Here is a 25,142-nt window from a genome sequence, read left to right as displayed (position 1 = left end):
TATGAAATTATTAATTCTTGGCAACCATACCTGCGGCAACCGTGGCGACAGCGCCATCCTGCGCGGTTTACTGGATGCAATTAACACCCTTAAGCCTGAGACCGAAGTGGACGTGATGAGCCGTTATCCTGTCAGCTCATCCTGGTTACTGAACCGCCCGGTAATGGGCGATCCGCTCTACAGCCAGATGAAACAGCATAACAACGCCGCGGGCGTGATGGGCCGCGTGAAAAAAGTGCTGCGTCGTCGCTACCAGCATCAGGTGCTGCTTTCCCGCGTGACCGATACCGGCAAGCTGCGCAACATCGCCATCGCGCAGGGCTTTACCGACTTTGTTCGTCTGCTGTCCGGCTATGACGCCATTATTCAGGTCGGCGGGTCGTTCTTCGTCGATCTCTACGGCGTGCCGCAGTTTGAGCATGCGCTTTGTACGTTCATGGCGAAAAAGCCGCTGTTTATGATTGGCCACAGCGTGGGGCCTTTCCAGGATCCGCAGTTTAACCAGCTGGCGAACTATGTGTTTGGCCACTGCGATGCCTTGATCCTACGCGAGTCGGTCAGCCTTGACATGATGAAGCGCAGCGAGATTGATACGTCAAAAGTTGAGCACGGCGTGGACACCGCCTGGCTGGTGGATCACCAGGACGACAGCTTCCAGCCGAGCTACGCGGTGCAGCACTGGCTCGACGTTACGGCGAAACAGAAAACCGTCGCGATCACCCTGCGCGAGCTGGCGCCATTTGATAAACGTTTAGGCACGACGCAGGCGGCGTATGAGCAAGCATTCGCCGACGTGGTGAACCGCGTGCTGGACAGCGGTTATCAGGTGCTGGCGCTGTCCACCTGTACCGGCATCGACAGCTACAACAAAGATGACCGCATGGTGGCGTTGAACCTGCGCAACCTGGTGAACGATCCGTCCCGCTATCACGTGGTGATGGACGAGCTGAACGACCTGGAAATGGGCAAGCTGCTCTCCGCCTGCGACCTGACGGTGGGCACGCGCCTGCACTCGGCCATTATCTCCATGAACTTTGGCACGCCAGCCATCGCTATTAACTACGAGCACAAGTCCGCGGGCATTATGCAGCAGCTCGGTATGCCGGAAATGGCCGTTGATATTCGTCATCTGCTGGATGGGTCGCTGGGTGCGATGGTGGGCGACACGCTCGGCCAGCTGCCTGCGATCAATGAACGTCTGGCGGTGGCGGTGAAAGCCGAGCGCGAGAAGGGCATTGGGATGGTGAAATCGGTACTCGATCGCGTACGGGAGGGGAAATGAAGGTTGGTTTCTTCTTACTGAAATTTCCGCTGTCGTCTGAGACCTTTGTTCTGAATCAAATCACCGCGTTTATCGATATGGGATATGACGTGGAGATTATCGCCCTGCAAAAGGGCGATACCCAAAACACCCATGCGGCGTATACCCAGTATGGGCTGGAGGCAAAAACCCGCTGGCTGCAGGACGAGCCGTCCGGGAAGCTGAGCAAGCTGCGCCACCGCGCCAGCCAGACCTTACGTGGGATCCATCGCGCGTCGACGTGGCGGGCGTTGAATGTTTCCCGCTATGGGTCGGAATCACGCAATTTAATTCTCTCGGCCATCTGCGGGCAAACGGCGCAGCCGTATCGTGCTGACGTGTTTATCGCCCACTTTGGCCCGGCAGGCGTGACCGCCGCGAAGTTACGCGAACTGGGCGTGATTGACGGTAAAATTGCGACCATTTTCCACGGTATCGACATCTCCAGCCGTGAAGTGCTGAACCATTATACGCCGGAGTACCAGCAGCTTTTCCGCCGCGGCGACATGATGCTGCCCATCAGCGAACTGTGGGCCGGACGCCTGAAAAGCATGGGCTGCCCGGGAGAGAAAATTGCCGTGTCGCGCATGGGCGTGGATTTAACGCGCTTTACCCGCCGTCCGGTGAAGGTGCCGGGCAAGCCGCTGCAGATCATCTCCGTCGCGCGTCTGACCGAGAAGAAAGGCCTGCATGTGGCGATTGAAGCCTGCCGCCAGCTGAAAGCGCGCGGGGTGGATTTCCACTACCGCATTCTCGGGATTGGGCCGTGGGAGCGTCGTCTGCGCACGCTTATCGAACAGTATCAGCTGGAAGATGTTGTAGAGATGCCGGGCTTCAAGCCGAGCCACGAGGTCAAGGCCATGCTCGATGAGGCGGACCTGTTCCTGCTGCCCTCCGTAACGGGAGCCGATGGCGATATGGAAGGCATTCCGGTGGCGCTGATGGAGGCGATGGCCGTCGGGATACCGGTGGTCTCGACCATTCACAGCGGGATCCCGGAGCTGATTAAATCTGACTATTCCGGCTGGCTGGTGCCGGAGAATAACGCCATGGCGCTCGCCGATCGGTTAGCTGCCTTCAGCGATATCGACCAGCAGGCGCTGGAGCCCGTGCTCCACAATGCCCGACAAAAAGTTGAAGCCGATTTTAACCAGCAGGTGATTAACCGTCAGTTAGCCAGCCTGCTGCAAACGTTGTAACGCCGAGGATGTATGCTGAAAAAGATTACCCGACGCACCTTTGTCTCGTCTCTGTCCGTTCTGGCGGCTACGCCGCTGCTGTCGTCCCGCATTGCGCGGGCGGCGAGCGGAAGAATGGTCTCCGTTAATCAGTACAATAACAACGACTGGATCGCGGCCTTTAAGCAGGCGTTTAATGACGGGGACACGGTCGTTGTCCCTGCCGGGCTGACCTGTGAAAACATCAACACGGGTATTTTCATTCCCGACGGTAAAACGCTGCTGATTCGCGGGGCGTTAACCGGCAATGGCCGCGGCCGCTTTGTTCTGCAGGAAGGCAGCAAAGTGGTAGGCGAAGGCGCTGGCCGCACGGAGAACATTACGCTCGACGTTCGCGGCTCCAACTGCGTCATCAAAGGGCTGGCCATGAGCGGTTTTGGCCCTGTGACGCAAATCTACATCGGCGGTAAGAAACCGAGCGTGATGCGCAATCTGGTGATTGATAACATCAGCGTGAGTCAGGCCAACTACGCCATCCTGCGCCAGGGGTTCCATAACCAGGTGGACGGCGCCCGCATCACCAACAGCAAATTTAGCCATCTGCAGGGCGATGCGATCGAATGGAACGTTGCCATCAACGATCGCAATATCCTGATCTCCGACCATGTCATCGACAGCATCAACTGCACTAACGGCAAGATCAACTGGGGCATCGGCATTGGCCTTGCCGGGAGCACCTACGACAACGACTACCCGGAAAAGCAAACCGTTAAGAACTTCGTGGTGGCCAACATCACCGGCAGCAACTGTCGCCAGCTGGTGCACGTGGAAAACGGAAAACACTTTATTATCCGCAATATTAAGGCCAAAAATATCACCCCAGACTTCAGTAAAAAGGCGGGAATAGACAACGCCACGGTGGCGATTTATGGCTGTGATAATTTCATTATTGATAATGTCGACATGGTCAACAGCGCGGGAATGTTAATCGGCTATGGGGTCATAAAAGGCGATTATTTGTCCATCCCGCAGAACTTCAAGCTCAATAATATTCATCTCGATAACCGCCAGCTCGCCTATAAATTGCGCGGAATACAGATTTCATCCGGTAATGCGACGTCGTTTGTGGCGATTACCAATGTGGAAATGCAGCGCGCAACGCTGGAACTGCACAACAAGCCGCAGCATCTTTTCTTACGTAATATCAATGTGATGCAGGAAGCCGCCGTGGGTCCTGCCCTGAAGATCAACTTCGATCTGCGCAAAGATGTACGAGGTAAATTTATGGCGAAAGACGAGACGCTGCTTTCGCTGGCGAACATCAAAGCTGTGAACGAGAAGGGGCAAAGCTCGGTGGATATTGACCGGGTCGACCAGCAGGTGGTGAATGTGGAAAGACTGAACTTTGCGCTGCCGCACAGATAATAGACAATAATCTGTTTTAAGACGATTCCTGGCATATAAGCGCGATCGAATCAGATTACAACTACAGAAATATGTGATGCTAAGGCGTAACATTGCTCCAGGATTACGGCAAATCATGCTGGCGAAAACAGGTTTAAGAGCTATAATTCGTCAACCATTTTAAGGTGGAAGAAATAATGATTAATTTGAAAGCAGTCATTCCGGTAGCAGGCCTGGGCATGCATATGCTGCCCGCCACAAAAGCCATTCCTAAAGAGATGCTGCCGATCGTCGATAAGCCAATGATTCAGTACATTGTCGACGAAATTGTTGCTGCAGGGATCAAAGAAATCGTCCTGGTTACGCACTCGTCCAAGAATGCGGTAGAAAACCACTTCGACACCTCTTACGAACTCGAAGCGTTGCTTGAGCAGCGCGTTAAGCGTCAGCTGCTGGCGGAAGTGCAGTCTATTTGTCCGCCGGGCGTGACCATCATGAACGTGCGTCAGGCGCAGCCGCTGGGTCTGGGGCACTCGATCCTCTGTGCCCGTCCGGTTGTGGGTGACAATCCCTTCATCGTTGTGCTGCCGGATATCATCATTGATAACGCGTCTGCCGATCCGCTGCGTTACAACCTGGCGGCAATGGTCGCACGTTTCAACGAAACGGGCCGTAGCCAGGTGCTGGCGAAGCGCATGAAAGGCGATCTCTCCGAGTACTCCGTAATTCAGACCAAAGAAGCGCTGGAAACGGAAGGGCAGGTGAGCCGCATCGTTGAGTTCATCGAAAAACCGGATCAGCCGCAGACGCTGGATTCGGACCTGATGGCAGTGGGTCGTTATGTTCTGAATGCCGATATCTGGGCGGAACTGGAAAAAACCGAGCCAGGCGCCTGGGATCGTATCCAGCTCACCGATGCGATTGCCGAGCTGGCGAAGAAGCAGTCTGTTGACGCGATGCTCATGACCGGCGAGAGCTATGACTGCGGTAAGAAAATGGGTTATATGCAGGCGTTCGTAAACTATGGGCTGCGCAACCTGAAGGAAGGGGCGAAGTTCAGAAACAGGATTGAGAAATTGCTGGCGAACGACTGATATTTTAGTCTCGATCTGAACAAACGGCAGTCATTATTTTGGTGTGTTGATTTCTAACCAAAATGATGACTGCCGTTTTTTTGTTATAAACTAAATGATTACATAGAGTTATCTGCATTAACTCTGGACCGCTTTGTAACGATTTGTGCTTGTTTCTGAGGTCGTTTAGGACGACAATTGACGCCAGTTTTTGTCTGTATCCAGACAAGGAAAATCATTTAATCAAACATCGCTCAGTGCACTGGTAGCTGTTAAGCCAGGGGCGGTAGCGTGTCTGTATTCTGAATTGAATATTGAACGAACAGTCGTGACCTATACAGTTTCTCGCGTTTCAGTTGGCTGCGCGGGGAAAAACATCAGATTGGGTAAGTAGGGGATGGCAATGAAAGTATTGGTGACGGGCGGAACCGGGTTTCTTGGTACTGCTTTAGTCCAAACGTTGAAATCATCAGGACACGAGGTGATATTAACAACGCGCAAGCAGGAGAACCCTGAAAAGGGTATTTATAACCTGGGGGATATTTCCGCCGATACCAATTGGGTAAATCTTGTTCAGGGATGCGACACAGTCATTCATACTGCGGGAAGAGCACATATCCTTAATGATGATGCACAGGATGCTTTAGCGGAATTTCGTCGCGTTAATCACGATGCGACCATGAAGTTAGCCTCAGATGCGGCGACCTGTGGTGTTAAGCATTTTATTTTCGTCAGTTCAATCGGTGTCAACGGTAATGCCACCTCGGGAGTTCCTTTTTCTGAAGCGTCAAAGCCCCGGCCAACATCTGATTATGCCATTTCTAAGCTCGAAGCTGAGCAAAGCCTGCTTAAAAACTTCGACGGAAGCGACATGGCGATCACGATTGTCCGTCCTGCATTAATATGTGGCGAAAATGCTCCTGGTAACATACAGCGTCTTTTGAAACTGGTGTCGAAGAAACTGCCGTTGCCATTTAAAAACGTAAAAAACAAGCGGGCGTTGGTGTCACTAGATAATGTCGTTAGTTTTATCTGTGAATGTGTGATTAATAAAAAATCAAAAAATCAACTCTATCTCCTTGCAGATGCAGAACGCCCCTCGACTGCAGATATGATTAATACCTTTTCTGCAGGTATGAACATTGAAGCGAGACTTATCTATTTCCCAACGTTCATCCTGAAAATATTGCTTTCAGCGGTGGGTAAAGGCGGAATTTACGATCAGTTATTTGGCGATCTGGAAGTTGATGCCACCAAATCTCGGGAGCATTTAAATTGGACGCCCCCGATAACGCTTTATGAAACGATGAGAAAGACGGCGAAGTACTATATCGAAGGTAATAAAGAATGATGAATTTTGGGATTGCGCTATTCGCTTTTTTAGTCTCATGCGTACTGACCTGGGGATTGCGGGGTTATGCCATAAAACATAATGTTATTGACCGTCCAAACCAGCGAAGTTCGCATTCTGTGCCGACCCCACGGGGGGGAGGGGTAGCGATCGTTCTGACGCTACTGGTTGCTTTAGCAGTATTTTATATTAACCGCACGCTTACGTTGGAGAGCTTCCTGGGTTTATTTATTCCTGGTATCATTGTTGCCATCATTGGTTTCCTTGACGATCATGGTCATATTGCGGCTCGATGGCGTCTGCTAATGCATTTCATGGCCGCTGCAATTGGCATCTATTTCCTGGGATCATTCCCTGTTATTACGCTGTTGGGTTACGATCTTTCATTATCCTGGATTGGTATGATTCTTGGATGTGTTTATCTGGTCTGGATGCTGAACCTGTATAATTTCATGGATGGGATTAATGGCTTAGCCAGCGCTGAGGCAATCACGTTTGCCGCATGTAGTGCGATGTTAATTGTTGTAAACCAGTACACGGATGCGCCTGGAAGTATTTTTCCGCTAACGCTTGCTCTTATCGGGGCCGCGGCTGGATTCATTGTCTGGAACTTCCCGAAAGCAAAAATCTTCATGGGCGACGCCGGGAGTGGTTTCCTCGGAATATCCATTGGACTGATGATTCTCCATATTGCCAAAGCTAATACGCATTTCTTTATTGCGGAATTATGTTTGCTGGGCATATTTATCGTCGATGCCACGACAACTTTGATGAGAAGGCTTGTGGCGGGTAAAAAGGTTTATGAAGCACATGCCAGTCACGGCTACCAAATCCTTGCCAGGAAATATGGAAGTCACGTTCCGGTGACAATGATGGCGATCGTTGTCAACCTGCTGTGGCTCTTTCCTATCGCTTTCCTTATTGCCTCAGCCAAAATTGATGGTGTCGTTGGGTTGATTATCGCCTGGCTTCCGCTTTTGGCTGTTGCCCTCAAATGCGGTGCAGGCGTTAAGGATAAAGAGAGCAACGTCAATGCATGATTTAATGATTCTAGGTGCAGGTGGCCACGGACGGACCCTGTACGAATTGGCGAGACTGCTGGGATATCAGGATATTGTTTTCCTTGATGATAATGCATCACCCATCATCGAAACTAATAAACACATCATTGGGAAAATCTCCGAGCTAAAGTTACATGTCAACGATGCGAGTCACATAGCTATTGGCATAGGTAATAATAATGTTAGAGAACAACTCTATCAGCAGCTTATCAGCTTAGGCATTGACCCCGTAACGCTCATTCATCCCCTTGCTTTTGTCAGTCCATCGGCGACGATTGCTGATGGCTCTGTCGTATTGGCGGGAGCAGTGGTTGGTGCCAACGCGAAATTAGGTGTGGGTACGATTGTAAATAGTCATTCGACGGTCGATCATGATTCTATTCTAGGCGATTTTGCCCACTTAGGGGTTGGTGTTCATCTCGCTGGAAGCGCTATCATAGGTAGGTCAGCGTTTCTGCAGGCGGGTACAGTGGGTGGGTATAATACAAAGGTAGACGATTACTCAGTATGTTCTGCTGGTACTATTTTATAAACTGAATGCAAGTTTTAACGAGGCGACCAGTTTTAAGTATGCTAAATTATTTAATATCTTTATCCAGACCGATAAAACGTATTATTACACTCTCGATAGATGTTATACTTCTATTAAGTGCATTTTGGTTTGCATTTTGGGTACGCATTGATTCTATGACTCCAATATTTAGTACGGAGCATTGGTTATTTATATTTTCAATAATTATCGTCACCCTGGCGATATTTGTTAAGCTAGGGCTTTATCGCGCCGTCATTCGCTATATTACTGCAAAAATATTACTAGTAGTTACAGTAGGGATGGTTATATCATCCATTTTGCTTATTATCGCAGCGTTTTATACTAATCTCTATTTACCGAGAACGATTCCATTCATTTATTTCTCATTCGGTTTACTGCTTATTGCCGGATCGCGGCTTGGTATGAGAATGTTGGTGAATCGCGGTTTAAATCTAGGAACGCGGGTAGTGATTTACGGTGCTGGTGCATCGGGTCGTCAGCTACTGCCGGCATTGAGCCAGATGGATGAATACTATCCTGTTGCTTTTGTCGATGACAACCGTGCTCTGCAAGGCCAGGTTATTCACGGCGTCAGCGTCTTCGCGCCGGAAAAACTGCCATGGTTGGTTGAGAAATACGAAGCGAAGAAAATTTTGCTTGCCATGCCAAGCGCCAGCCGAGCCAGAAAGAACGAAGTCATTAAAACGCTGGAAGGCTTACCATGCGAGGTGCTCTCCATTCCCGGAATGGTCGACCTGGTAGAAGGCAAGGCTCGAATTGATTCATTACGCAAAGTGGTTATCACAGATCTGCTGGGTCGCGATCCTGTTTCACCCATTCCGGAATTAATATCCCGTAATATCAACGGCAAAACGGTTATGGTTACTGGAGCTGGGGGATCTATTGGGTCTGAACTATGCCGACAGATAATTAAAAATAAGCCGAGCCAGCTTATTCTCTTCGAATTGTCTGAGTTCTCACTGTATTCGATCGATTCAGAACTTCGTAGTCTCAGTCTTAGTCAGGATTTTAAGGTTAAAATTTACCCAATCCTTGGTAATGTACAGGATAAAGAACATCTCGAAAGATTAATAAAAGCATTCAACGTTAATACAATTTATCACGCTGCCGCGTACAAGCATGTCCCACTGGTTGAATTCAACGTTCTTGATGGCGTACGGAATAACATTTTCGGTACGCTGAGCTGCGCTCAGGCCGCAGCGAGCAGCGGCGTAGAAAGCTTTGTTTTAATATCGACCGATAAAGCAGTTCGCCCTACAAATACGATGGGGGCAACTAAACGCATGGCCGAACTCGTGCTGCAGGCGCTGGCGAAAGAAACCGATAAAACCTGCTTCAGTATGGTTCGCTTTGGCAACGTGTTAGGTTCGTCAGGCTCTGTCGTACCGTTGTTTGAAAAACAGATAGCAGCAGGCGGTCCTGTGACGCTGACACATGAGAACATCACGCGCTACTTTATGACTATCCCTGAAGCGGCGCAATTGGTGATTCAGGCAGGCGCAATGGGAACGGGCGGTGATGTTTTTGTTCTGGACATGGGAGAACCCGTCAAGATAATCGATCTTGCACAGCGCATGATTACGTTGCAAGGCCTCACTGTTCGTGATGATAAAAACCCCTATGGTGATATTGCTATAAAAACGACGGGTCTGCGTCCAGGTGAGAAACTGTATGAAGAGTTGCTTATCGGCGACAACGTATCTGCGACACAGCACCCGCGCATCAGGACTGCTAACGAAGTGATGTTGCCGTGGAGTGAGATGAACATGATTCTTCACGATCTCGACAAAGCCTGCTGCGAGTTCGACTATGAAAGCGTGCGCGAGATACTCTTGCAGGCTCCTGCCGCATTCAATCCAACTGATGGTATTTGCGATTTACTTTGGAATAAAAAAGTGAGTTAAATGAGCGTATCGTCGTCTTTTTCCTCACTGTTTACTGGTCGTGAGAAAACAGGGGATTAGGACCTTCATCTTTTGTTTCAGAATACTTTTAGAGCGAAATAAACGTGAAAATACTGGTCACAGGTGGGGCTGGCTTTATTGGGTCTGCAGTTGTGCGACATATTATAAATCATACGCAGGACAGCGTTATAAATGTCGATAAACTGACCTACGCCGGTAACCTTGAAACGGTTGCCAGCGTAGCTCAGAGCAATCGTTATTATTTTGAACATGCTGATATTTGCGATAACGCTGCAATAGAACGTATTATGTCTTATCACCAACCTGATGCTGTGATGCATCTGGCGGCTGAGAGTCATGTCGATCGTTCAATAAATGGTCCTGCAGCCTTTATCGAGACTAATATTATCGGTACTTATGTGCTATTAGAAGCCAGCCGCAAATACTGGTCCGAGCTGAACGCAGAGAAAAAAAAGGCATTTCGTTTCCATCATATTTCTACAGATGAAGTGTATGGTGATCTTCCACACCCGGATGAAGTAGAAAAGAACACAGAACTACCGCTGTTTACTGAAAAAACCGCATATGCTCCGAGCAGTCCGTATTCTGCTTCAAAAGCTTCCAGTGATCATCTGGTCCGCGCATGGCTGCGAACCTACGACTTACCTACCATCGTAACCAACTGTTCAAACAACTACGGCCCATATCATTTCCCGGAAAAATTAATCCCGTTGGTAATTCTCAATGCACTGGAAGGTAAACCGCTTCCGGTGTATGGCAAAGGAGATCAAATTCGTGACTGGCTGTATGTTGAGGATCACGCCCGCGCTTTATATACAGTTGTGACGCAAGGTAAAATCGGTGAGACCTATAATATAGGTGGCCATAATGAACAGAGAAACCTTGATGTTGTGCATACCATTTGTGATCTGTTAGATGAAATTGTCCCAAAAAAAGTTTCTTATCGAAGACAAATAACATTCATAAAAGACCGACCTGGTCATGACCGTCGTTATGCAATTGATGCTAAAAAGATTAGCAAGGAACTGGGATGGAAACCACTGGAGACTTTCGAAAGTGGGATTCGTAAAACGGTTGAGTGGTTTCTCGCCAATAAACAGTGGCTAGAAAATGTTAAAAACAAAAATTACCACTCCTGGATAAAGCAGAATTACGGGGGTGACAAGTAATGAAGGGGATTATTTTAGCTGGAGGCTCAGGCACACGATTATATCCAATAACGATGGGCGTATCGAAACAATTACTGCCTGTTTATGATAAACCAATGATCTATTATCCGCTTTCAGTATTAATGTTGGCTGGAGTAAATGATATTTTAATTATTACTACACCAGAAGATCAGCCAGGATTTATACGTCTGCTCGGTGATGGTAATCAGTTTGGCATAAATATAAAATATGCAATCCAACCCAGCCCTGATGGTTTAGCTCAGGCATTTATCATTGGTGACAAATTTATTGGAAATGATACTGTTTGTTTGGTCCTTGGGGATAATATTTTCTTTGGTCAAGGCTTTACACCAAAACTAAAAACTGCCGCAAGCAGAAATAAGGGCGCTACAGTATTTGGTTATCAGGTTATGAATCCTGAGAGTTTTGGTGTCGTCGAATTTGATAAAAATTTTGCGGCGTTGAGTATTGAAGAAAAACCTGAAATACCTAGATCAAATTGGGCAGTAACAGGTCTCTATTTCTATGATAATAAAGTTATTGATATAGCTAAAAATATAGAGCCTTCATCGCGAGGTGAGCTTGAAATTACAACTGTGAATCAAGTTTATCTAGAAAATAAAATGTTGACTGTTGAATTGTTAGGTCGAGGGTTTGCTTGGCTTGATACAGGGACTCATGACAGTTTGATCGAGGCTGGAAGCTTTGTTGAGACGGTTCAAAAGCGTCAGGGTATGATGATTGCGTGCCTGGAGGAAATCGCCTGGAGAAATGGCTGGTTAAGCGATGAGGATCTAAATGTAAGAGCGAAGGTTTTAGGCAAAACTAACTATGGTGCATATTTGCTAAAATTGATTAATAGATAAAAATTTATCTATTTGATATTGTCTGGCATATTTAGCATTTATGTACCTTACATAATATAAGAAACAGATAGGTTGGATGATGAAGAGAATTTTATTTGTAACCGCACGCTATCCCTGGCCAATTATTACTGGAGATGCTCTACGTGCCTATAATCAAATAAAAGAGCTTTCGAAAGACAATTTAGTTGATGTTTTTTCTGTTGAAAGAGCAAACAGTTCAAGTGGTGGTGTCAATAGCTTTATAAATTTAAGTGATTCTGGTGGTTTATCTAAGCTTGATAAAATAAAAAATATAATTATAAATCGCGGCAAAACTGCGTTGCAATGTGCGATGTATAATGATAGGAAGTCTTGGGGAAAATTAAGGGATCTTTTGATTGCAAATGATTATGATATTATAATTTTTCAATTAGTTAGATTAGAATATCTTATATTCAAAACTATTTCTTTAAGGCAAGAACATTGTATCAAAGCATTAATTTATTGTGATTTTGTTGATGCTCTTTCATTAAATATGCAAAATAGAGCAGCAACAGAAAATTTTTTTATGAAGAAAATATGTGATTTCGAAAGTAAAAAACTATCTGTTGTTGAGAACAAAATATACGAAGCAATCGATGCAGGGTTTATAATCTCAGAAAGAGATGCTAATTATATAGGTAAAAACGATTTTAAAATTATACCCAATGGTGTGAGCATTCCTGTAATACACAGAAATTTTAAAAGTAGCGACGGTATAATAAATTTAGCCTTTTGGGGCAATATGAGCTATTATCCCAATGTTAAAGCTGCAATCTTTATAGCTAACTTATTTAATGATCTACCTAAAGGGAAATATAAACTCCATATTGTCGGTGCTCAACCATGTAAACAAGTTATGGCTTTGAATAAACCAAATGAAATTATCATTCATGGGTATGTTGATGATTTAAAAAATTTACTGGCGAATATGGATATAGCTGTATTCCCTATTTTCGACGGTTCCGGGCTTCAGAATAAAGTATTAGAAGCATTTGCATTGGGCCTTCCAGTAATAACTACAAATATAGTTCTTGATTCAATGCCAAAACTCAGTGAATATGCAATGGTTGCTAATAGCAAATCTGAATTTATCCGTGCCATTGAACTTTTTGAGCCTACAGAAGAGGGGATTAATAAAAATTCTCTCTGTGCGATAGAAGTATTGAAGAAAGATTATAACTGGAATCTTATAAACTGTGTGACAGGAATGAAATGAAAAAAGTATTGTTGTTCAATTTTTATAAGGGAATATTGTATAGAGGTATTCCAATCTATTCATCAAACTTAATTACAGCATTAGAAAAGAAAGAATGCATAGTTAATGAGTGGAGTTGTCCAAAATTCGCACATAAATTACCTCGGGCAATTATAGACTTACTCTTTGTTTTTTGTGAGCAATTTATTGTTCCAATTATAACTATTTTGGGGCGATATGATAAAGTCATATATCCTTATAACTCATGTTCTCTAATATCGTCTTTTTCGAAAAAGTCTCTATTAATAATTCATGATTTTATCCCAAATAAAAGAATTAAGACAAGACTGAGTATTTCTGCGTTATATATTGTACTGACTCAACGATTTCATGCTTTTTTGAGGAGAGATGTTGCTTTTGTCTCAGCAACAACAAAAAGAATTGGAATGAATGTTAAATGGTTAAAAGGTTGTAACGTTTATCTTTTCCCAAATTCCTTTTATCAACTAGAAGCTAAATTAATACAAAATAGCGCACAAAAATGCAATGAAAAATCCTCGAATGAAGAATCCTATGTAGTGCTAATTTCAGGAAATGGTTCTAATAAAGAATTTGACCATGCAATGCATTTATGGAAAACATGCAAATATGCTACTTCACACAAGCTTAAGATTATAGGATTAGGTTCTTACAGAGAATGGGCATTAAATATAACTAGGAAGTTAGAGATTGAAAATGTCCATGTTCTGCCAATTCTAACAGATGACGAATTATTATCGCAGTTACAGAACGCTTCAATGGTTTGGGCTCATTCGACACATGAAGGATTCGGAAGACCAGTTATTGAAGGCAGAATATGTGGGAAAAGTGTTTTAGCATCAAATATTTCTGCATTTAGAGAACATAGAGACGAAAGTGTTTATTTGTATGATGATGATTCTTTTTGTGAGAAATATCATTTGGCATATGTGAAAAGTGATACCACAGGCTATAAGATTAAGTATCATGTTATTTTAGAGGAAGAGATTGGAAAATGGCTACTAGCAAATTGATACCTATTATAATGGCTGGCGGCACAGGTAGTCGTTTATGGCCACTATCCCGTGAACTTTACCCAAAACAGTTCATACCGGTAAATGGGGATTACACGATGTTGCAATCAACCATCAAACGCCTGGATGGGCTTGACTGTAGTAATCCTATTGTTATTTGTAATGAAAAACACCGTTTTATCGTCGCAGAACAATTACTACAATTAAATAAATTAACTAAAAATATTATTCTTGAACCTGTAGGGCGAAATACAGCACCTGCAGTCGCACTTGCTGCGCTAGCAGCGAAAAAAAATAATACTGAAAGTAATCCATTATTACTGGTGCTTGCGGCCGATCATATTTTCGAGAAAGAAGAAGTTTTCCGAGAGGCAATCAGACAAGCAATTCCTTGCGCAAAACAAGGCAAACTTGTAACTTTTGGGATTGTTCCAGATAGAGCCGAGACTGGATATGGTTATATTATGCGAGGCGACAGTATTAGCCAGAAAGGGTGTAATGAAGCCTATAAGGTCTCAAAGTTTGTAGAAAAACCCGATCTTGATACAGCTAAATCCTATGTGGACAGCGGGGAATATTATTGGAATAGCGGTATGTTTCTTTTCCAGGTTGATAGCTATCTGGCAGAATTGAAAAAGTTCAGGCCAGATATTCTTGAGGCATGCGAAAACGCAATGAACGCTATCAATCCCGACCTTGATTTTACCCGTGTTGATGAGAAGTCATTCTTAGCTTGTCCGGATGAGTCGATTGACTATGCTGTGATGGAGAAAACGGGAGACGCCGTTGTGGTTCCAATGGATGCCGGGTGGAGCGACGTTGGTTCATGGTCATCATTGTGGGATATTAGCCCACATGATATCGATGGGAATGTCCATCGTGGTGATGTAGTGAGTTTTCGAACTAAAAATAGTTACATACATTCAGAATCCAGTCTTGTTGCCACTGTGGGCGTGAAAGACCTTATCATTGTACAGACTAAGGATGCAGTACTGATTGCTGATAGACATGCGGTTCAAGATGTTAAAAAGATAGTTGAGAAAATAAAGGCTGAGGGGCGTTTAGAACACCATAAACACCGCGAAGTTTTTCGTCCCTGGGGTAAATATGACTCAATTGATACTGGAGAACGCTATCAGGTTAAGCGTATTAGCGTAAAACCAGGTGAGGGGCTATCAGAACAAATGCATCATCACCGTTCTGAGCACTGGGTTATTGTATCTGGGACAGCGAAAGTAACAATAAACGGTGAAGAAAAGCTTCTGACTGAAAATGAATCCGTTTATATCCCACTTGGGATTGTACACTCTCTTGAAAACCCCGGAAAAATCATGCTTGAGCTGATCGAAGTGCGTTCTGGTTCCTATTTGGAAGAAGATGACATTATTCGTCTTTCAGATCGCTATGGACGAGTTTAGGAATTTTCACAGCAAATAAGTTTTATGAAAGTTTATGGTAATAATTTACCAACGATAGATGAGGAAAAAATGGGTAAATTGACTTGTTTCAAGGCATATGACATACGTGGCCGATTAGGTGATGAACTTAATAATAATATTGCAAAGCGAATCGGTCGAGCCTACGGTGAATATTTGAAACCTAACACGGTCGTATTAGGAGGCGATGTCCGCCTTACAAGTGAATCTCTAAAAATGTCCCTGGCCGAAGGGTTGCAGGACGCTGGAGTTGACGTCCTTGATATTGGAATGACAGGGACCGAAGAAATCTATTTCTCTACATTCCATCTCGGTGTTGACGGTGGAATTGAAGTAACAGCAAGTCATAATCCCATGGATTACAATGGAATGAAGTTAGTCCGCGAAGGAGCCCGACCTATCAGTGGTGATACAGGGCTGCGAGAGATACAACGTCTAGCTGAAGATAATCATTTTTCGCCAGTAGATCCCACGAAGCGCGGAAGTTATAAAAAAATAGATACCAAAAAAGAATATATTGATCATATCCTCAGCTATATCAAGCCTGAAAATATTAAGCCATTGAAACTTGTTATTAACTCAGGCAACGGAGCTGCAGGCCCGGTTATTGATGAGATCGAAAAACGTTTCAAGGAAATGCAAATTCCAGTTGAATTTGTGAAAATTCACAATAAGCCTGATGGGAATTTCCCGAATGGTATTCCAAACCCTCTTCTTCAGGAATGCCGTGCCGATACAAGCGAAGCCGTTATTCATCACAAGGCAGATATGGGAATTGCATTCGATGGTGATTTTGACAGATGTTTCCTGTTCGATAATGAAGGTAATTTTATTGAGGGTTATTACATTGTCGGGTTGCTTGCAGAATCTTTCCTCGAAAAGCAACCTGGCGCGCGCATCATACATGATCCCCGCCTTTCATGGAATACTATAGATGTGGTTCTGCAAGCAAAGGGTACTCCGGTTATGTCCAAAACCGGACATGCTTTTATAAAAGAACGCATGCGTTTGGAAGATGCAGTTTATGGTGGTGAAATGAGTGCCCATCATTATTTTCGTGACTTTGCTTACTGTGATAGTGGAATGATTCCTTGGCTACTTGTAGCCGAGTTGGTGTGTATTAAAAATAAAACATTGGCAGAACTTGTCCATGATCGAATCAAATCTTTCCCGGCCAGTGGAGAGATTAACAGTATCGTGCAAGATCAAGAAAAAGTGATTTCTGAAATACTTCAGTGTTATAAAAGTGATGCCTTGAAAATAGACTATACTGATGGAATCAGTATAGAATTTTCTGACTGGCGTTTTAATCTCCGAAGCTCAAACACAGAGCCTGTTATCCGCTTGAATGTGGAGTCACGAGGTAATACTGCTTTAATGGAGCTCAAAACAGAAGAGCTACTGAATAAAATTCGAGCATAGCTTGTGTTCTTTATGACGGGCACATGTAGTTGTGCCCTCCCTTGATATAATAGTTATATATTATCATTTATAATATCTGATGCTTTAATAATCGTGCATGTTGGGAAGTATACAATTTCTATGAATGAGAATAGTTTAATAAACAATCACTTTAAAATAAGTGTGCGCTCAGCGTTTATATATTTCCTGCTTACTTTTTCTTTAATGTTGATTTTTTTGACAGTATCTGCAAGTGCCACATTTTATGAAACTGTAGAGGACATTTTTGCGACTTTTTGCGCTATTATTTTATTTGGTGAAATGCTCTATTTCTATATGCATAGAGTGAAGTATATCTCTTTGCAATTGTTGTTTGCTTTTGTATTCTCTTTGATTATAGGTATTCCTTCTTTTTATCTGTATTTTTTTAAACAAGCTTCCAATGGTTTTGAATTGACTTGTATATGGGGTATGTTAATAAATATAATACTCTATCTCACACCTATTAAAAGTGTTCACAGGCAACAAACAAAAGCCATAAATGGTTTATTTAAAACGATATTTCTCATTGTAGGTGCCTGTCAGTTAATTAAAGTTGTTTTTTATTTAAAGTTTATATTATCTTCAGGCTTAGGTCATTTAGCCATTTATACAGAAAGTGAAGAATTACTTGCAAGCACGCCTTTTCTTATACGTGCTATCAGTGGTTTTTCATATATAATGGCTTTAGCGGTCTTTTATTATAAGTCATCGAAGAAATATAAGGTGTTTGCATTTATTTTGCTTGCATCAGATCTTGTAATCGGAATAAGAAATAAATTCTTTTTTGCTTTTATCTGTATTATAATTCTCTCATTGTATTCAAACAGGAGAAAAATAACAGCGATATTCGCCAGAATATCCAAAATCCAATATTTATTAATTGGGTTTGTCGGGTTTTCAGTAATTTCATACATCCGTGAAGGATATGAAGTCAATTTTATTAGTTATCTAGGGATTGTACTTGACTCTCTGTCGTCTACGCTCGCAGGTTTACAAAATGTATACTCTTTGCCCGATGAAAAAGGTTGGGCATTACTCAATCCGATTACAATAATATCTCAAGTGCTTCCTCTTAGTGGTTTTGGCTTCATAAGTGATGCTCAAATTTATCATGAATATTCAACAATAGTGTTTGGGAATATTACTAACGGAATAGCTTTGTCATCTTCTGGGCTTCTTGAAGCAAGTATTATTAGTTTACATTTCAGTTTGTTTGTTTATCTTGCCTATCTATTGATTATGATTTCGATAATCCAAAAAGGTTTGAATAGTAATTATGTTATTTTTAACTTTTTTGCTCTGGTTATGATGACTGGTTTCTTCTACTCTGTACGTGGAGAATTAGTTTTGCCATTTGCTTATGTTTTAAAATCATTACCAATAATATTAATTGCAAACCTGTTGATTCAACTAAAAAGTAGAAATTGAAAATGTTAAAAGATATTCTTAGTGATGGTATCTTTGCGCTCTTTAATAAGATAAGTTATTTTGGGGCAAAAACACTCGCTATTGTGTTGATCACTAGAGAGCTTGGTGTTGATACAGGAGGCTCATTTATATTTTTAATAGGTACGCTCGAGATATTAAGAGTTGTATCTGATTTTGGTGTGGATATTTTTGTAATCAAGAAATACTCGGATGTAGAAAATCCTATTAAATTATTAAAAAAGGTATTCTTTCAAAAAGTATCCATCGGAATATTTGTCTCAATATTGTTTTTTGTAATCTCTTATGCATTTGGATACGATAGGGATATATATATTCCTATCTCTTTGTCATTGTTTTTCGCGCTTCTCTTTAACCTATCTAATAGCTACTTCCAATCACAAAATTTAAATAAGGCTTTATCTCCTTCTATAGCGTTAGCACTGGTTCTAACTTTTTTAAGTTACGGTGTTCAATTTATTTTAAAAATCCCTTTTACTGCATGGGATTATTTGCTTGCAGAAGGTTTTTTTGTATCGGCAGTTACAATTCATCTATTTAGAAAAGTGGGTTGGAAAAGCATCCGAGCTGAAGGGAAAATTACCCTGAAAGATGTATTTGTCTTGTATCGGCATACTGTGAGTATAGGCCTTAACGCCATGGTGGTGATTATTTACAGTAGATTGGATAATATATATATAAAAAATATAGTCCCTGAAGGTTTAGCTGCGTATGGACAGATTTTTCGTCTCGTAGATCCATTAGTAATGGTTTCATCATTGTTTTCTACTGTGGCTTATGCGAAGTTTAGTCGCATGGATTTAAGAAGTTACGGAAATATCACTAAAGTATATCCCTTTATCTACATGATAGTTGGATATATAACGTTAAGTACAGTATGTTACTATGCGGTTCTATCTTTCTTTGGTCGGTACATAATACTTGATAATGAAAATAACAACATAATGATACTCGGGTTTCTATTAATTGCCGGAATCAAATGTATGAATGGTGCATTAACATCAATCATCCAATCTCAGGGATTGTATCGTTTTGGTCTATATATCGCATTAATCTGTATGTTTATAGCTATTCCACTAATGTATATACTGGTTCATCAGTATGGTACAATTGGTGCAATTTTTACAATAGCTTCGGTGGAACTTACAAGTATGATTTTATTAGCTGTAAGTATTGGGTTGTTAACAAAGAAAAAAATCTGACTTCTTATTTTCGAGATTTTAATTGCAATGATATGTCTTTATTTTGCTTTGTAATTACATAATGACATGTTTCCTTTAATTGGTGCCTGGTTGAATATAATTGCATGACTTACAATTTATTTGATATCTTTGTTGGTTTTGATGTGTAGGGTGTTAACCAATTAAAGTGAGTGCTATAATGAGCCGAAATGCAATCAATTGTTAGGAACTCTATTGTGCTGGAATATGTCATTGATTATTTGTAATTTATTTTCAACTAAACCCCAAAGATCAGAACATCTATTTCTTAATATGCATTTTGTGTCATTATTGTAAAAATGATATTGCAAACGCTTTCTCTTCTCAGAAATATAAGATAGAATTTAAAGATTGTGCTTGCTCAATAATAATGTTACCTGACAGGAGTATGTAATGTCCAAGCAACAGATCGGCGTCGTCGGTATGGCAGTGATGGGGCGCAACCTGGCGCTCAACATCGAAAGCCGTGGTTATACCGTCTCCGTTTTCAACCGCTCCCGTGATAAGACCGAAGAAGTGATTGCCGAGAACCCAGGCAAGAAACTGGTTCCTTTCTATACGGTTAAAGAGTTTGTTGAGTCTCTGGAAACGCCTCGTCGTATCCTGTTAATGGTGAAAGCAGGCGCAGGTACCGATGCAGCTATCGACTCCCTGAAGCCTTACCTCGAAAAAGGTGACATCATCATTGATGGCGGTAATACCTTCTTCCAGGACACCATTCGTCGTAACCGTGAACTGTCCGCTGAAGGTTTCAACTTCATCGGTACCGGTGTATCCGGTGGCGAAGAGGGCGCGCTGAAAGGCCCATCCATCATGCCTGGCGGCCAGAAAGAAGCATACGAACTGGTTGCGCCTATTCTGACCAAAATCGCTGCTGTTGCAGAAGATGGTGAGCCGTGCGTGACTTATATCGGTCCGGACGGTGCGGGTCACTATGTGAAAATGGTGCACAACGGTATTGAATACGGCGATATGCAGCTGATTGCTGAAGCCTACTCCTTGCTGAAAGGTGGCCTGAACCTTTCTAACGAAGAGCTTGCTGAAACCTTCACTGAATGGAATAAAGGCGAGCTGAACAGCTACCTGATCGACATCACCAAAGATATCTTCACGAAGAAAGATGAAGAGGGTAAATACCTGGTTGATGTGATTCTGGATGAAGCAGCAAACAAAGGTACCGGTAAATGGACCAGCCAGAGCTCTCTGGATCTGGGCGAACCGCTGTCTCTGATCACCGAATCTGTCTTTGCGCGTTACATCTCTTCACTGAAAGAGCAGCGCGTCGCGGCATCTAAAGTACTGTCTGGCCCACAGGCTAAACCAGCAGGTGATAAAGCCGAGTTCATTGAAAAAGTGCGTCGTGCACTGTACCTGGGTAAAATCGTTTCTTACGCGCAGGGCTTCTCTCAGCTGCGTGCGGCGTCAGACGAGAACAACTGGGATCTGAACTACGGTGAAATCGCGAAGATCTTCCGCGCGGGCTGTATCATTCGTGCGCAGTTCCTGCAGAAAATCACCGATGCCTATGCTGAAAACGCCGGAATCGCTAACCTGCTACTGGCACCGTACTTCAAGAAGATTGCGGACGAATATCAGCAGGCGCTGCGTGACGTGGTTGCCTACGCTGTCCAGAACGGTATCCCGGTTCCGACCTTCTCTGCGGCAGTAGCCTACTACGACAGTTACCGTGCGGCAGTTCTTCCTGCAAACCTGATTCAGGCCCAGCGTGACTACTTCGGTGCGCATACCTACAAGCGTACCGATAAAGAAGGCGTATTCCATACCGAATGGATGGAATAAGTTAACGCACTCGCTGTCATTAAAACCCGGAGCCTGTCTCCGGGTTTTTTTATGCAAAAACTGCCGCCTGTTACTCGAAGTAGTCTGAATCTCATCCTCCTCGCAGTGATTACTCCTGGTTTGCCTTGACAGCTCAGTTTGCCAGGAGGTACAAAGCCCAACAGTTATGTTTATCGCGATGGCCTGGGGGCCATCAGTACAGTTAACTTACAGAAGTCATTAGCGAATGAAAATTACAATCTCCGGAACAGGATACGTCGGTCTCTCTAACGGCATTCTGATTGCTCAGAATCATGAAGTGGTTGCGCTGGATATCGTGCAGGCCAAAGTTGACATGCTCAATCAGAAGAAATCGCCGATTGTCGATAAAGAAATCCAGGACTATCTCAGCAATAAACCGCTGAATTTCCGCGCCACGACTGATAAAGAAGATGCATACCGCGATGCGGATTACGTCATCATTGCGACGCCTACTGACTACGATCCTAAAACCAACTATTTCAACACCTCAACGGTAGAAGCGGTAATCAAAGACGTTATCGCGATCAACCCTAATGCGGTGATGGTGATTAAATCGACCATCCCTGTCGGTTTTACCAAATCCATTAAAGAAAAATTCGGTATTGATAATATCTTCTTCTCGCCGGAATTCCTGCGTGAGGGTAGAGCGCTTTACGATAACCTGCATCCTTCGCGTATCGTTATTGGCGAACGTTCTGAGCGCGCTGAACGTTTTGCTGCGTTGCTACAGGAAGGGGCCCTGAAGAAAGATATTCAGGTGCTGTTTACCGACTCCACTGAAGCTGAGGCGATCAAGCTCTTCGCGAATACCTATCTGGCGATGCGAGTGGCTTATTTTAATGAGCTCGACAGCTACGCAGAAAGCCTTGGACTGAATACTCGCCAGATTATTGAAGGGGTGTGCCTCGACCCGCGCATTGGCAATCACTACAACAACCCGTCATTTGGCTACGGTGGCTATTGCCTGCCAAAAGATACGAAGCAACTACTGGCAAACTATCAGGCGGTGCCGAATAACCTCATCTCGGCGATTGTTGATGCCAACCGTACGCGTAAAGACTTCATCTCCGATTCTATCCTTGCACGTCAGCCGAAAGTGGTCGGTGTGTACCGTCTGATCATGAAGAGTGGTTCCGATAACTTCCGTGCCTCTTCCATTCAGGGGATCATGAAGCGTATCAAGGCGAAAGGTGTTGAGGTTATTATCTATGAACCTGCCATGCCGGACGATCAGTTCTTCAATTCACGCGTGATCCGCGATCTGGATGCCTTCAAAAAGGAAGCGGATGTTATTATCTCGAACCGAATGGCCGAAGAACTGGCTGACGTCGCTGACAAAGTCTATACCCGCGATCTCTTCGGTAGTGATTAAGTCTTTTCGTGATAAAAAAACCCGGCTGATTTGCCGGGTTTTTTATTTTCAGACGTTGTAAAACTCTCGGTACCAGTCAACGAAGTTCTTTACTCCGTCTTTGACTGAGGTTTGCGGTTTAAAACCTATCACGTCATACAGTGCTTTAGTGTCGGCGCTGGTTTCCAGCACGTCTCCTGGCTGGAGAGGCAGCATGTTTTTCTCTGCTTGTTTACCCAGCGCGTCTTCAAGCGCGGTAATGTAATCCATCAGCTCGACTGGTGAACTGTTACCGATGTTGTAAACACGATAAGGCGCTGAACTGGTTGCCGGTGAGCCAGTCTCAACGGTCCAGTTTGGATCTGACTGAGGAATTATATCCTGCAGACGAATAATGGCTTCAGCGATATCATCAATATACGTAAAGTCGCGCTTCATCTTACCGTAGTTATAGACATCAATGCTTTTGCCTTCAATCATCGCCTTGGTAAACTTAAACAGCGCCATGTCCGGGCGTCCCCACGGACCGTATACGGTAAAGAAGCGCAGCCCAGTTGTCGGCAGGTTGTAGAGATGCGAATAGGTGTGCGACATCAGCTCATTGGCTTTTTTGGTCGCGGCATAAAGCGAAACCGGGTGATCCACGGAATCGTCAGTGGAGAAGGGCATCTTGCGGTTGAGGCCATATACGGAGCTGGATGAGGCATACAGCAGATGCTGAACGTTGTTATGGCGGCAGCCTTCCAGCACGTTGAGGTGGCCGATAAGGTTGGCGTCCGCGTACGCATGGGGGTTTTCCAGGGAGTAACGAACACCCGCTTGAGCGGCCAGATGAATCACACGATCAAACTTCTCAGCAGCGAAAAGCGCAGCCATGCCTTCACGGTCTGCTAACTCCAGCTTGTGAAAGGTGAAACGCTCTGATTTCAACAGTTCCAGGCGCGCCAGCTTAAGGCTTACATCGTAGTAGTCATTGAGGTTATCGATACCAACAACCAGATGCCCGGCCTCAAGGAGGCGTTTACTAACATTTGCACCGATAAAACCGGCTGCGCCCGTGACTAAAAATTTCATAGCTTCCCTCATAACCCTATTCTTACAGATGCCATAATGCATCGCATGGGGTCTATGATAGCGCGAAGGATGTAAGTTACATAACCCATCTTTCCGATATTACTCATCGGATTCTTATAGAAAAATCGACAGTATTCGATAAACTATGCAAACTTAATTATGGTACCCCTCTTTATGTGTTAGGGATTGTATGACGCAAATTAACAATAGTCAGGTTTCTTCAGGTAATGAACCTGAGCAAATTGATTTACTCGATCTGGTGTTACAGCTGTGGCGTGGGAAGTGGACAATAGCAATCTTTGTGGTTGTATTTATTGCCCTGGCGGTTGGATATCTTTCAGTTGCAAAGGAAAAATGGACCTCAAACGCGATTATTGCGCAACCTGATGCCGCGCAGATTGCAACCTATTCCAACGCATTGAACATTCTCTACGGCAGCGCTGCGCCGTCAATGCTTGATATTCAAACTCGCGCGATTGGCCGTTTTAACTCTTCATTCTCGGCATTATCTCAGGCGCTTGAAAATCAGGAGGAACCTGAGAAACTAACTATAGCGCCGGCTGTGACTGGACAGCCCCTCCCGCTCAGTATTTCCTATACCAGTACATCAGCAGAAGCTGCTCAGAAACAATTGGCACAGTTCATCCAGGAAGTAGATGAGCAAACGGCGAAAGAGCTTGCCGTAGACCTTAAAGACAATATCAAAGAGCAGATCAAAACCCTGAATGATTCCCTGCAAAACCAGGAGAAGGTCGCGCAGGAACAAAAAGATCTGCGTATCAAACAGATTGCTGAGGCACTGAAAAACGCTGAGGCAGCGAAAATTACTTCGCCACAGCTCCAGCAAACCCAGGATGTCACACAGGAAACATTATTCCTGCTTGGCAGCGAAGGGCTTAAATCGATGATTGACAACGAAGCATCGCGCCCACTGGTTTTCCCCACCGCCTATTATCAGACCAGGCGAAATCTCTTGGACATCCAGAATCTGAACGTAAACCCGGACACAATCCACGTCTATCGTTACGTTATGAAGCCGGATCTTCCTGTCCGCCGTGACAGCCCGAAAAAAGCCGTGATTCTGGTTCTCGCCGTGCTACTTGGCGGAATGATTGGTTCAGGTGTGGTACTTGGCCGTAACGCCTTACGAAACTACAAACCAAAAGCCTGATTTGCAGATTAAAAAAAACCGGGGATATACCC

At 44.1% G+C, this 25,142-nt stretch carries 20 protein-coding genes; 19 read left to right on the top strand and 1 reads right to left on the bottom strand.

From position 1 onward, the window contains the following. The first annotated feature begins 1 nt into the window (after window position 1). The 18 genes from wcaK (at window position 2) to ugd (ending at window position 22,886) form a co-directional block, all read left to right on the top strand. Window positions 2-1,282 carry a colanic acid biosynthesis pyruvyl transferase WcaK gene (gene wcaK / locus ACVCAM_RS06970; RefSeq protein WP_021241452.1) on the top strand — a complete coding sequence of 427 codons (1,281 nt, stop codon included), beginning with the start codon at window positions 2-4 and terminating at the stop codon, window positions 1,280-1,282. After that, window positions 1,279-2,499 (top strand): colanic acid biosynthesis glycosyltransferase WcaL, encoded by a 1,221-nt coding sequence (wcaL, locus tag ACVCAM_RS06965; RefSeq protein ID WP_407223504.1) that lies wholly within the window; start codon window positions 1,279-1,281, stop codon window positions 2,497-2,499. Before wcaK ends, wcaL begins: the two co-directional genes overlap by 4 nt. Before the next feature lie 12 nt (window positions 2,500-2,511). Next, the gene (gene wcaM, locus ACVCAM_RS06960; protein WP_063618615.1) at window positions 2,512-3,903 is read left to right on the top strand and encodes a colanic acid biosynthesis protein WcaM; all 1,392 of its coding nucleotides are present in this window, start codon (window positions 2,512-2,514) and stop codon (window positions 3,901-3,903) included. Between the two features lie 176 nt (window positions 3,904-4,079). Further along, window positions 4,080-4,976: a GalU regulator GalF gene (gene galF, locus ACVCAM_RS06955; protein ID WP_032652665.1), complete on the top strand. Its 897-nt coding sequence runs from the start codon at window positions 4,080-4,082 to the stop codon at window positions 4,974-4,976. Window positions 4,977-5,358: 382 nt separating this feature from the next. Then, entirely contained in the window at window positions 5,359-6,306 is a 948-nt protein-coding gene (locus ACVCAM_RS06950) for an NAD-dependent epimerase/dehydratase family protein (RefSeq protein WP_025913272.1), read from the top strand. Then, complete coding sequence (locus ACVCAM_RS06945; RefSeq protein ID WP_025913273.1) at window positions 6,303-7,346, top strand: MraY family glycosyltransferase; 1,044 nt, start codon at window positions 6,303-6,305, stop codon at window positions 7,344-7,346. The genes ACVCAM_RS06950 and ACVCAM_RS06945 overlap by 4 nt, the downstream gene beginning before the upstream one ends. Beyond that, complete coding sequence (locus tag ACVCAM_RS06940; protein WP_025913275.1) at window positions 7,339-7,899, top strand: PglD-related sugar-binding protein; 561 nt, start codon at window positions 7,339-7,341, stop codon at window positions 7,897-7,899. The genes ACVCAM_RS06945 and ACVCAM_RS06940 overlap by 8 nt, the downstream gene beginning before the upstream one ends. 155 nt (window positions 7,900-8,054) lie before the next feature. Then, window positions 8,055-9,824, top strand: coding sequence for a polysaccharide biosynthesis protein (locus ACVCAM_RS06935; protein ID WP_371258291.1), 1,770 nt, complete (start codon window positions 8,055-8,057; stop codon window positions 9,822-9,824). Window positions 9,825-9,928: 104 nt separating this feature from the next. Continuing rightward, window positions 9,929-11,014: a dTDP-glucose 4,6-dehydratase gene (rfbB, locus tag ACVCAM_RS06930; protein ID WP_025913279.1), complete on the top strand. Its 1,086-nt coding sequence runs from the start codon at window positions 9,929-9,931 to the stop codon at window positions 11,012-11,014. Next, window positions 11,014-11,880: a glucose-1-phosphate thymidylyltransferase RfbA gene (rfbA, locus tag ACVCAM_RS06925; RefSeq protein WP_025913281.1), complete on the top strand. Its 867-nt coding sequence runs from the start codon at window positions 11,014-11,016 to the stop codon at window positions 11,878-11,880. Before rfbB ends, rfbA begins: the two co-directional genes overlap by 1 nt. 76 nt (window positions 11,881-11,956) lie before the next feature. Then, entirely contained in the window at window positions 11,957-13,117 is a 1,161-nt protein-coding gene (locus ACVCAM_RS06920; protein ID WP_025913282.1) for a glycosyltransferase family 4 protein, read from the top strand. After that, complete coding sequence (locus ACVCAM_RS06915; RefSeq protein WP_071998376.1) at window positions 13,114-14,148, top strand: glycosyltransferase; 1,035 nt, start codon at window positions 13,114-13,116, stop codon at window positions 14,146-14,148. Before ACVCAM_RS06920 ends, ACVCAM_RS06915 begins: the two co-directional genes overlap by 4 nt. Next, entirely contained in the window at window positions 14,130-15,566 is a 1,437-nt protein-coding gene (cpsB, locus tag ACVCAM_RS06910; RefSeq protein ID WP_025913283.1) for a mannose-1-phosphate guanyltransferase, read from the top strand. Before ACVCAM_RS06915 ends, cpsB begins: the two co-directional genes overlap by 19 nt. A 69-nt stretch (window positions 15,567-15,635) precedes the next feature. Further along, the gene (cpsG, locus tag ACVCAM_RS06905; RefSeq protein ID WP_025913285.1) at window positions 15,636-17,006 is read left to right on the top strand and encodes a phosphomannomutase CpsG; all 1,371 of its coding nucleotides are present in this window, start codon (window positions 15,636-15,638) and stop codon (window positions 17,004-17,006) included. 120 nt (window positions 17,007-17,126) lie between these two features. Beyond that, window positions 17,127-18,455 carry a polymerase gene (locus tag ACVCAM_RS06900; protein WP_071998377.1) on the top strand — a complete coding sequence of 443 codons (1,329 nt, stop codon included), beginning with the start codon at window positions 17,127-17,129 and terminating at the stop codon, window positions 18,453-18,455. A 2-nt stretch (window positions 18,456-18,457) separates the two neighbouring features. Further along, on the top strand, window positions 18,458-19,675 hold the full coding sequence (locus tag ACVCAM_RS06895; protein WP_025913287.1) for a transporter: 1,218 nt from the start codon (window positions 18,458-18,460) through the stop codon (window positions 19,673-19,675). 411 nt (window positions 19,676-20,086) lie between these two features. Continuing rightward, on the top strand, window positions 20,087-21,493 hold the full coding sequence (gene gndA, locus ACVCAM_RS06890; protein WP_025913289.1) for an NADP-dependent phosphogluconate dehydrogenase: 1,407 nt from the start codon (window positions 20,087-20,089) through the stop codon (window positions 21,491-21,493). A gap of 226 nt (window positions 21,494-21,719) precedes the next feature. Further along, window positions 21,720-22,886, top strand: coding sequence for a UDP-glucose 6-dehydrogenase (gene ugd / locus ACVCAM_RS06885; RefSeq protein WP_025913291.1), 1,167 nt, complete (start codon window positions 21,720-21,722; stop codon window positions 22,884-22,886). Window positions 22,887-22,934: 48 nt separating this feature from the next. Here ugd and ACVCAM_RS06880 read toward each other — a convergent pair whose 3' ends face one another. Then, complete coding sequence (locus ACVCAM_RS06880) at window positions 22,935-23,939, bottom strand: NAD-dependent epimerase (protein WP_025913292.1); 1,005 nt, start codon at window positions 23,937-23,939, stop codon at window positions 22,935-22,937. 190 nt (window positions 23,940-24,129) lie between these two features. Here ACVCAM_RS06880 and wzzB point away from each other — a divergent pair, with 190 nt between their 5' ends. Continuing rightward, complete coding sequence (wzzB, locus tag ACVCAM_RS06875) at window positions 24,130-25,110, top strand: LPS O-antigen chain length determinant protein WzzB (protein ID WP_025913294.1); 981 nt, start codon at window positions 24,130-24,132, stop codon at window positions 25,108-25,110. Window positions 25,111-25,142 lie beyond the last annotated feature (32 nt).

The organism is Enterobacter sp. CFEC122 (assembly GCF_052983755.1).
Note: the sequence above shows the minus strand (reverse complement) of the source record. Positions and strands in the feature narration are given on the sequence as shown.

What these genes read in the sequence shown, in the direction of transcription:
- wcaK (WP_021241452.1), top strand. Translation starts at nt 2, where the DNA reads ATGAAATTATTAATTCTTGGCAACCATACCTGCGGCAACCGTGGCGAC.
- ACVCAM_RS06940 (WP_025913275.1), top strand. Translation starts at nt 7,339, where the DNA reads ATGCATGATTTAATGATTCTAGGTGCAGGTGGCCACGGACGGACCCTG.
- wcaM (WP_063618615.1), top strand. Translation starts at nt 2,512, where the DNA reads ATGCTGAAAAAGATTACCCGACGCACCTTTGTCTCGTCTCTGTCCGTT.
- wcaL (WP_407223504.1), top strand. Translation starts at nt 1,279, where the DNA reads ATGAAGGTTGGTTTCTTCTTACTGAAATTTCCGCTGTCGTCTGAGACC.
- gndA (WP_025913289.1), top strand. Translation starts at nt 20,087, where the DNA reads ATGTCCAAGCAACAGATCGGCGTCGTCGGTATGGCAGTGATGGGGCGC.
- ACVCAM_RS06945 (WP_025913273.1), top strand. Translation starts at nt 6,303, where the DNA reads ATGATGAATTTTGGGATTGCGCTATTCGCTTTTTTAGTCTCATGCGTA.
- ACVCAM_RS06935 (WP_371258291.1), top strand. Translation starts at nt 8,055, where the DNA reads ATGACTCCAATATTTAGTACGGAGCATTGGTTATTTATATTTTCAATA.
- cpsG (WP_025913285.1), top strand. Translation starts at nt 15,636, where the DNA reads ATGGGTAAATTGACTTGTTTCAAGGCATATGACATACGTGGCCGATTA.
- ACVCAM_RS06950 (WP_025913272.1), top strand. Translation starts at nt 5,359, where the DNA reads ATGAAAGTATTGGTGACGGGCGGAACCGGGTTTCTTGGTACTGCTTTA.
- ACVCAM_RS06880 (WP_025913292.1), bottom strand. Translation starts at nt 23,939, where the DNA reads ATGAAATTTTTAGTCACGGGCGCAGCCGGTTTTATCGGTGCAAATGTT.
- galF (WP_032652665.1), top strand. Translation starts at nt 4,080, where the DNA reads ATGATTAATTTGAAAGCAGTCATTCCGGTAGCAGGCCTGGGCATGCAT.
- ugd (WP_025913291.1), top strand. Translation starts at nt 21,720, where the DNA reads ATGAAAATTACAATCTCCGGAACAGGATACGTCGGTCTCTCTAACGGC.
- ACVCAM_RS06915 (WP_071998376.1), top strand. Translation starts at nt 13,114, where the DNA reads ATGAAAAAAGTATTGTTGTTCAATTTTTATAAGGGAATATTGTATAGA.
- ACVCAM_RS06900 (WP_071998377.1), top strand. Translation starts at nt 17,127, where the DNA reads ATGAATGAGAATAGTTTAATAAACAATCACTTTAAAATAAGTGTGCGC.
- cpsB (WP_025913283.1), top strand. Translation starts at nt 14,130, where the DNA reads ATGGCTACTAGCAAATTGATACCTATTATAATGGCTGGCGGCACAGGT.
- rfbA (WP_025913281.1), top strand. Translation starts at nt 11,014, where the DNA reads ATGAAGGGGATTATTTTAGCTGGAGGCTCAGGCACACGATTATATCCA.
- ACVCAM_RS06895 (WP_025913287.1), top strand. Translation starts at nt 18,458, where the DNA reads ATGTTAAAAGATATTCTTAGTGATGGTATCTTTGCGCTCTTTAATAAG.
- wzzB (WP_025913294.1), top strand. Translation starts at nt 24,130, where the DNA reads ATGACGCAAATTAACAATAGTCAGGTTTCTTCAGGTAATGAACCTGAG.
- ACVCAM_RS06920 (WP_025913282.1), top strand. Translation starts at nt 11,957, where the DNA reads ATGATGAAGAGAATTTTATTTGTAACCGCACGCTATCCCTGGCCAATT.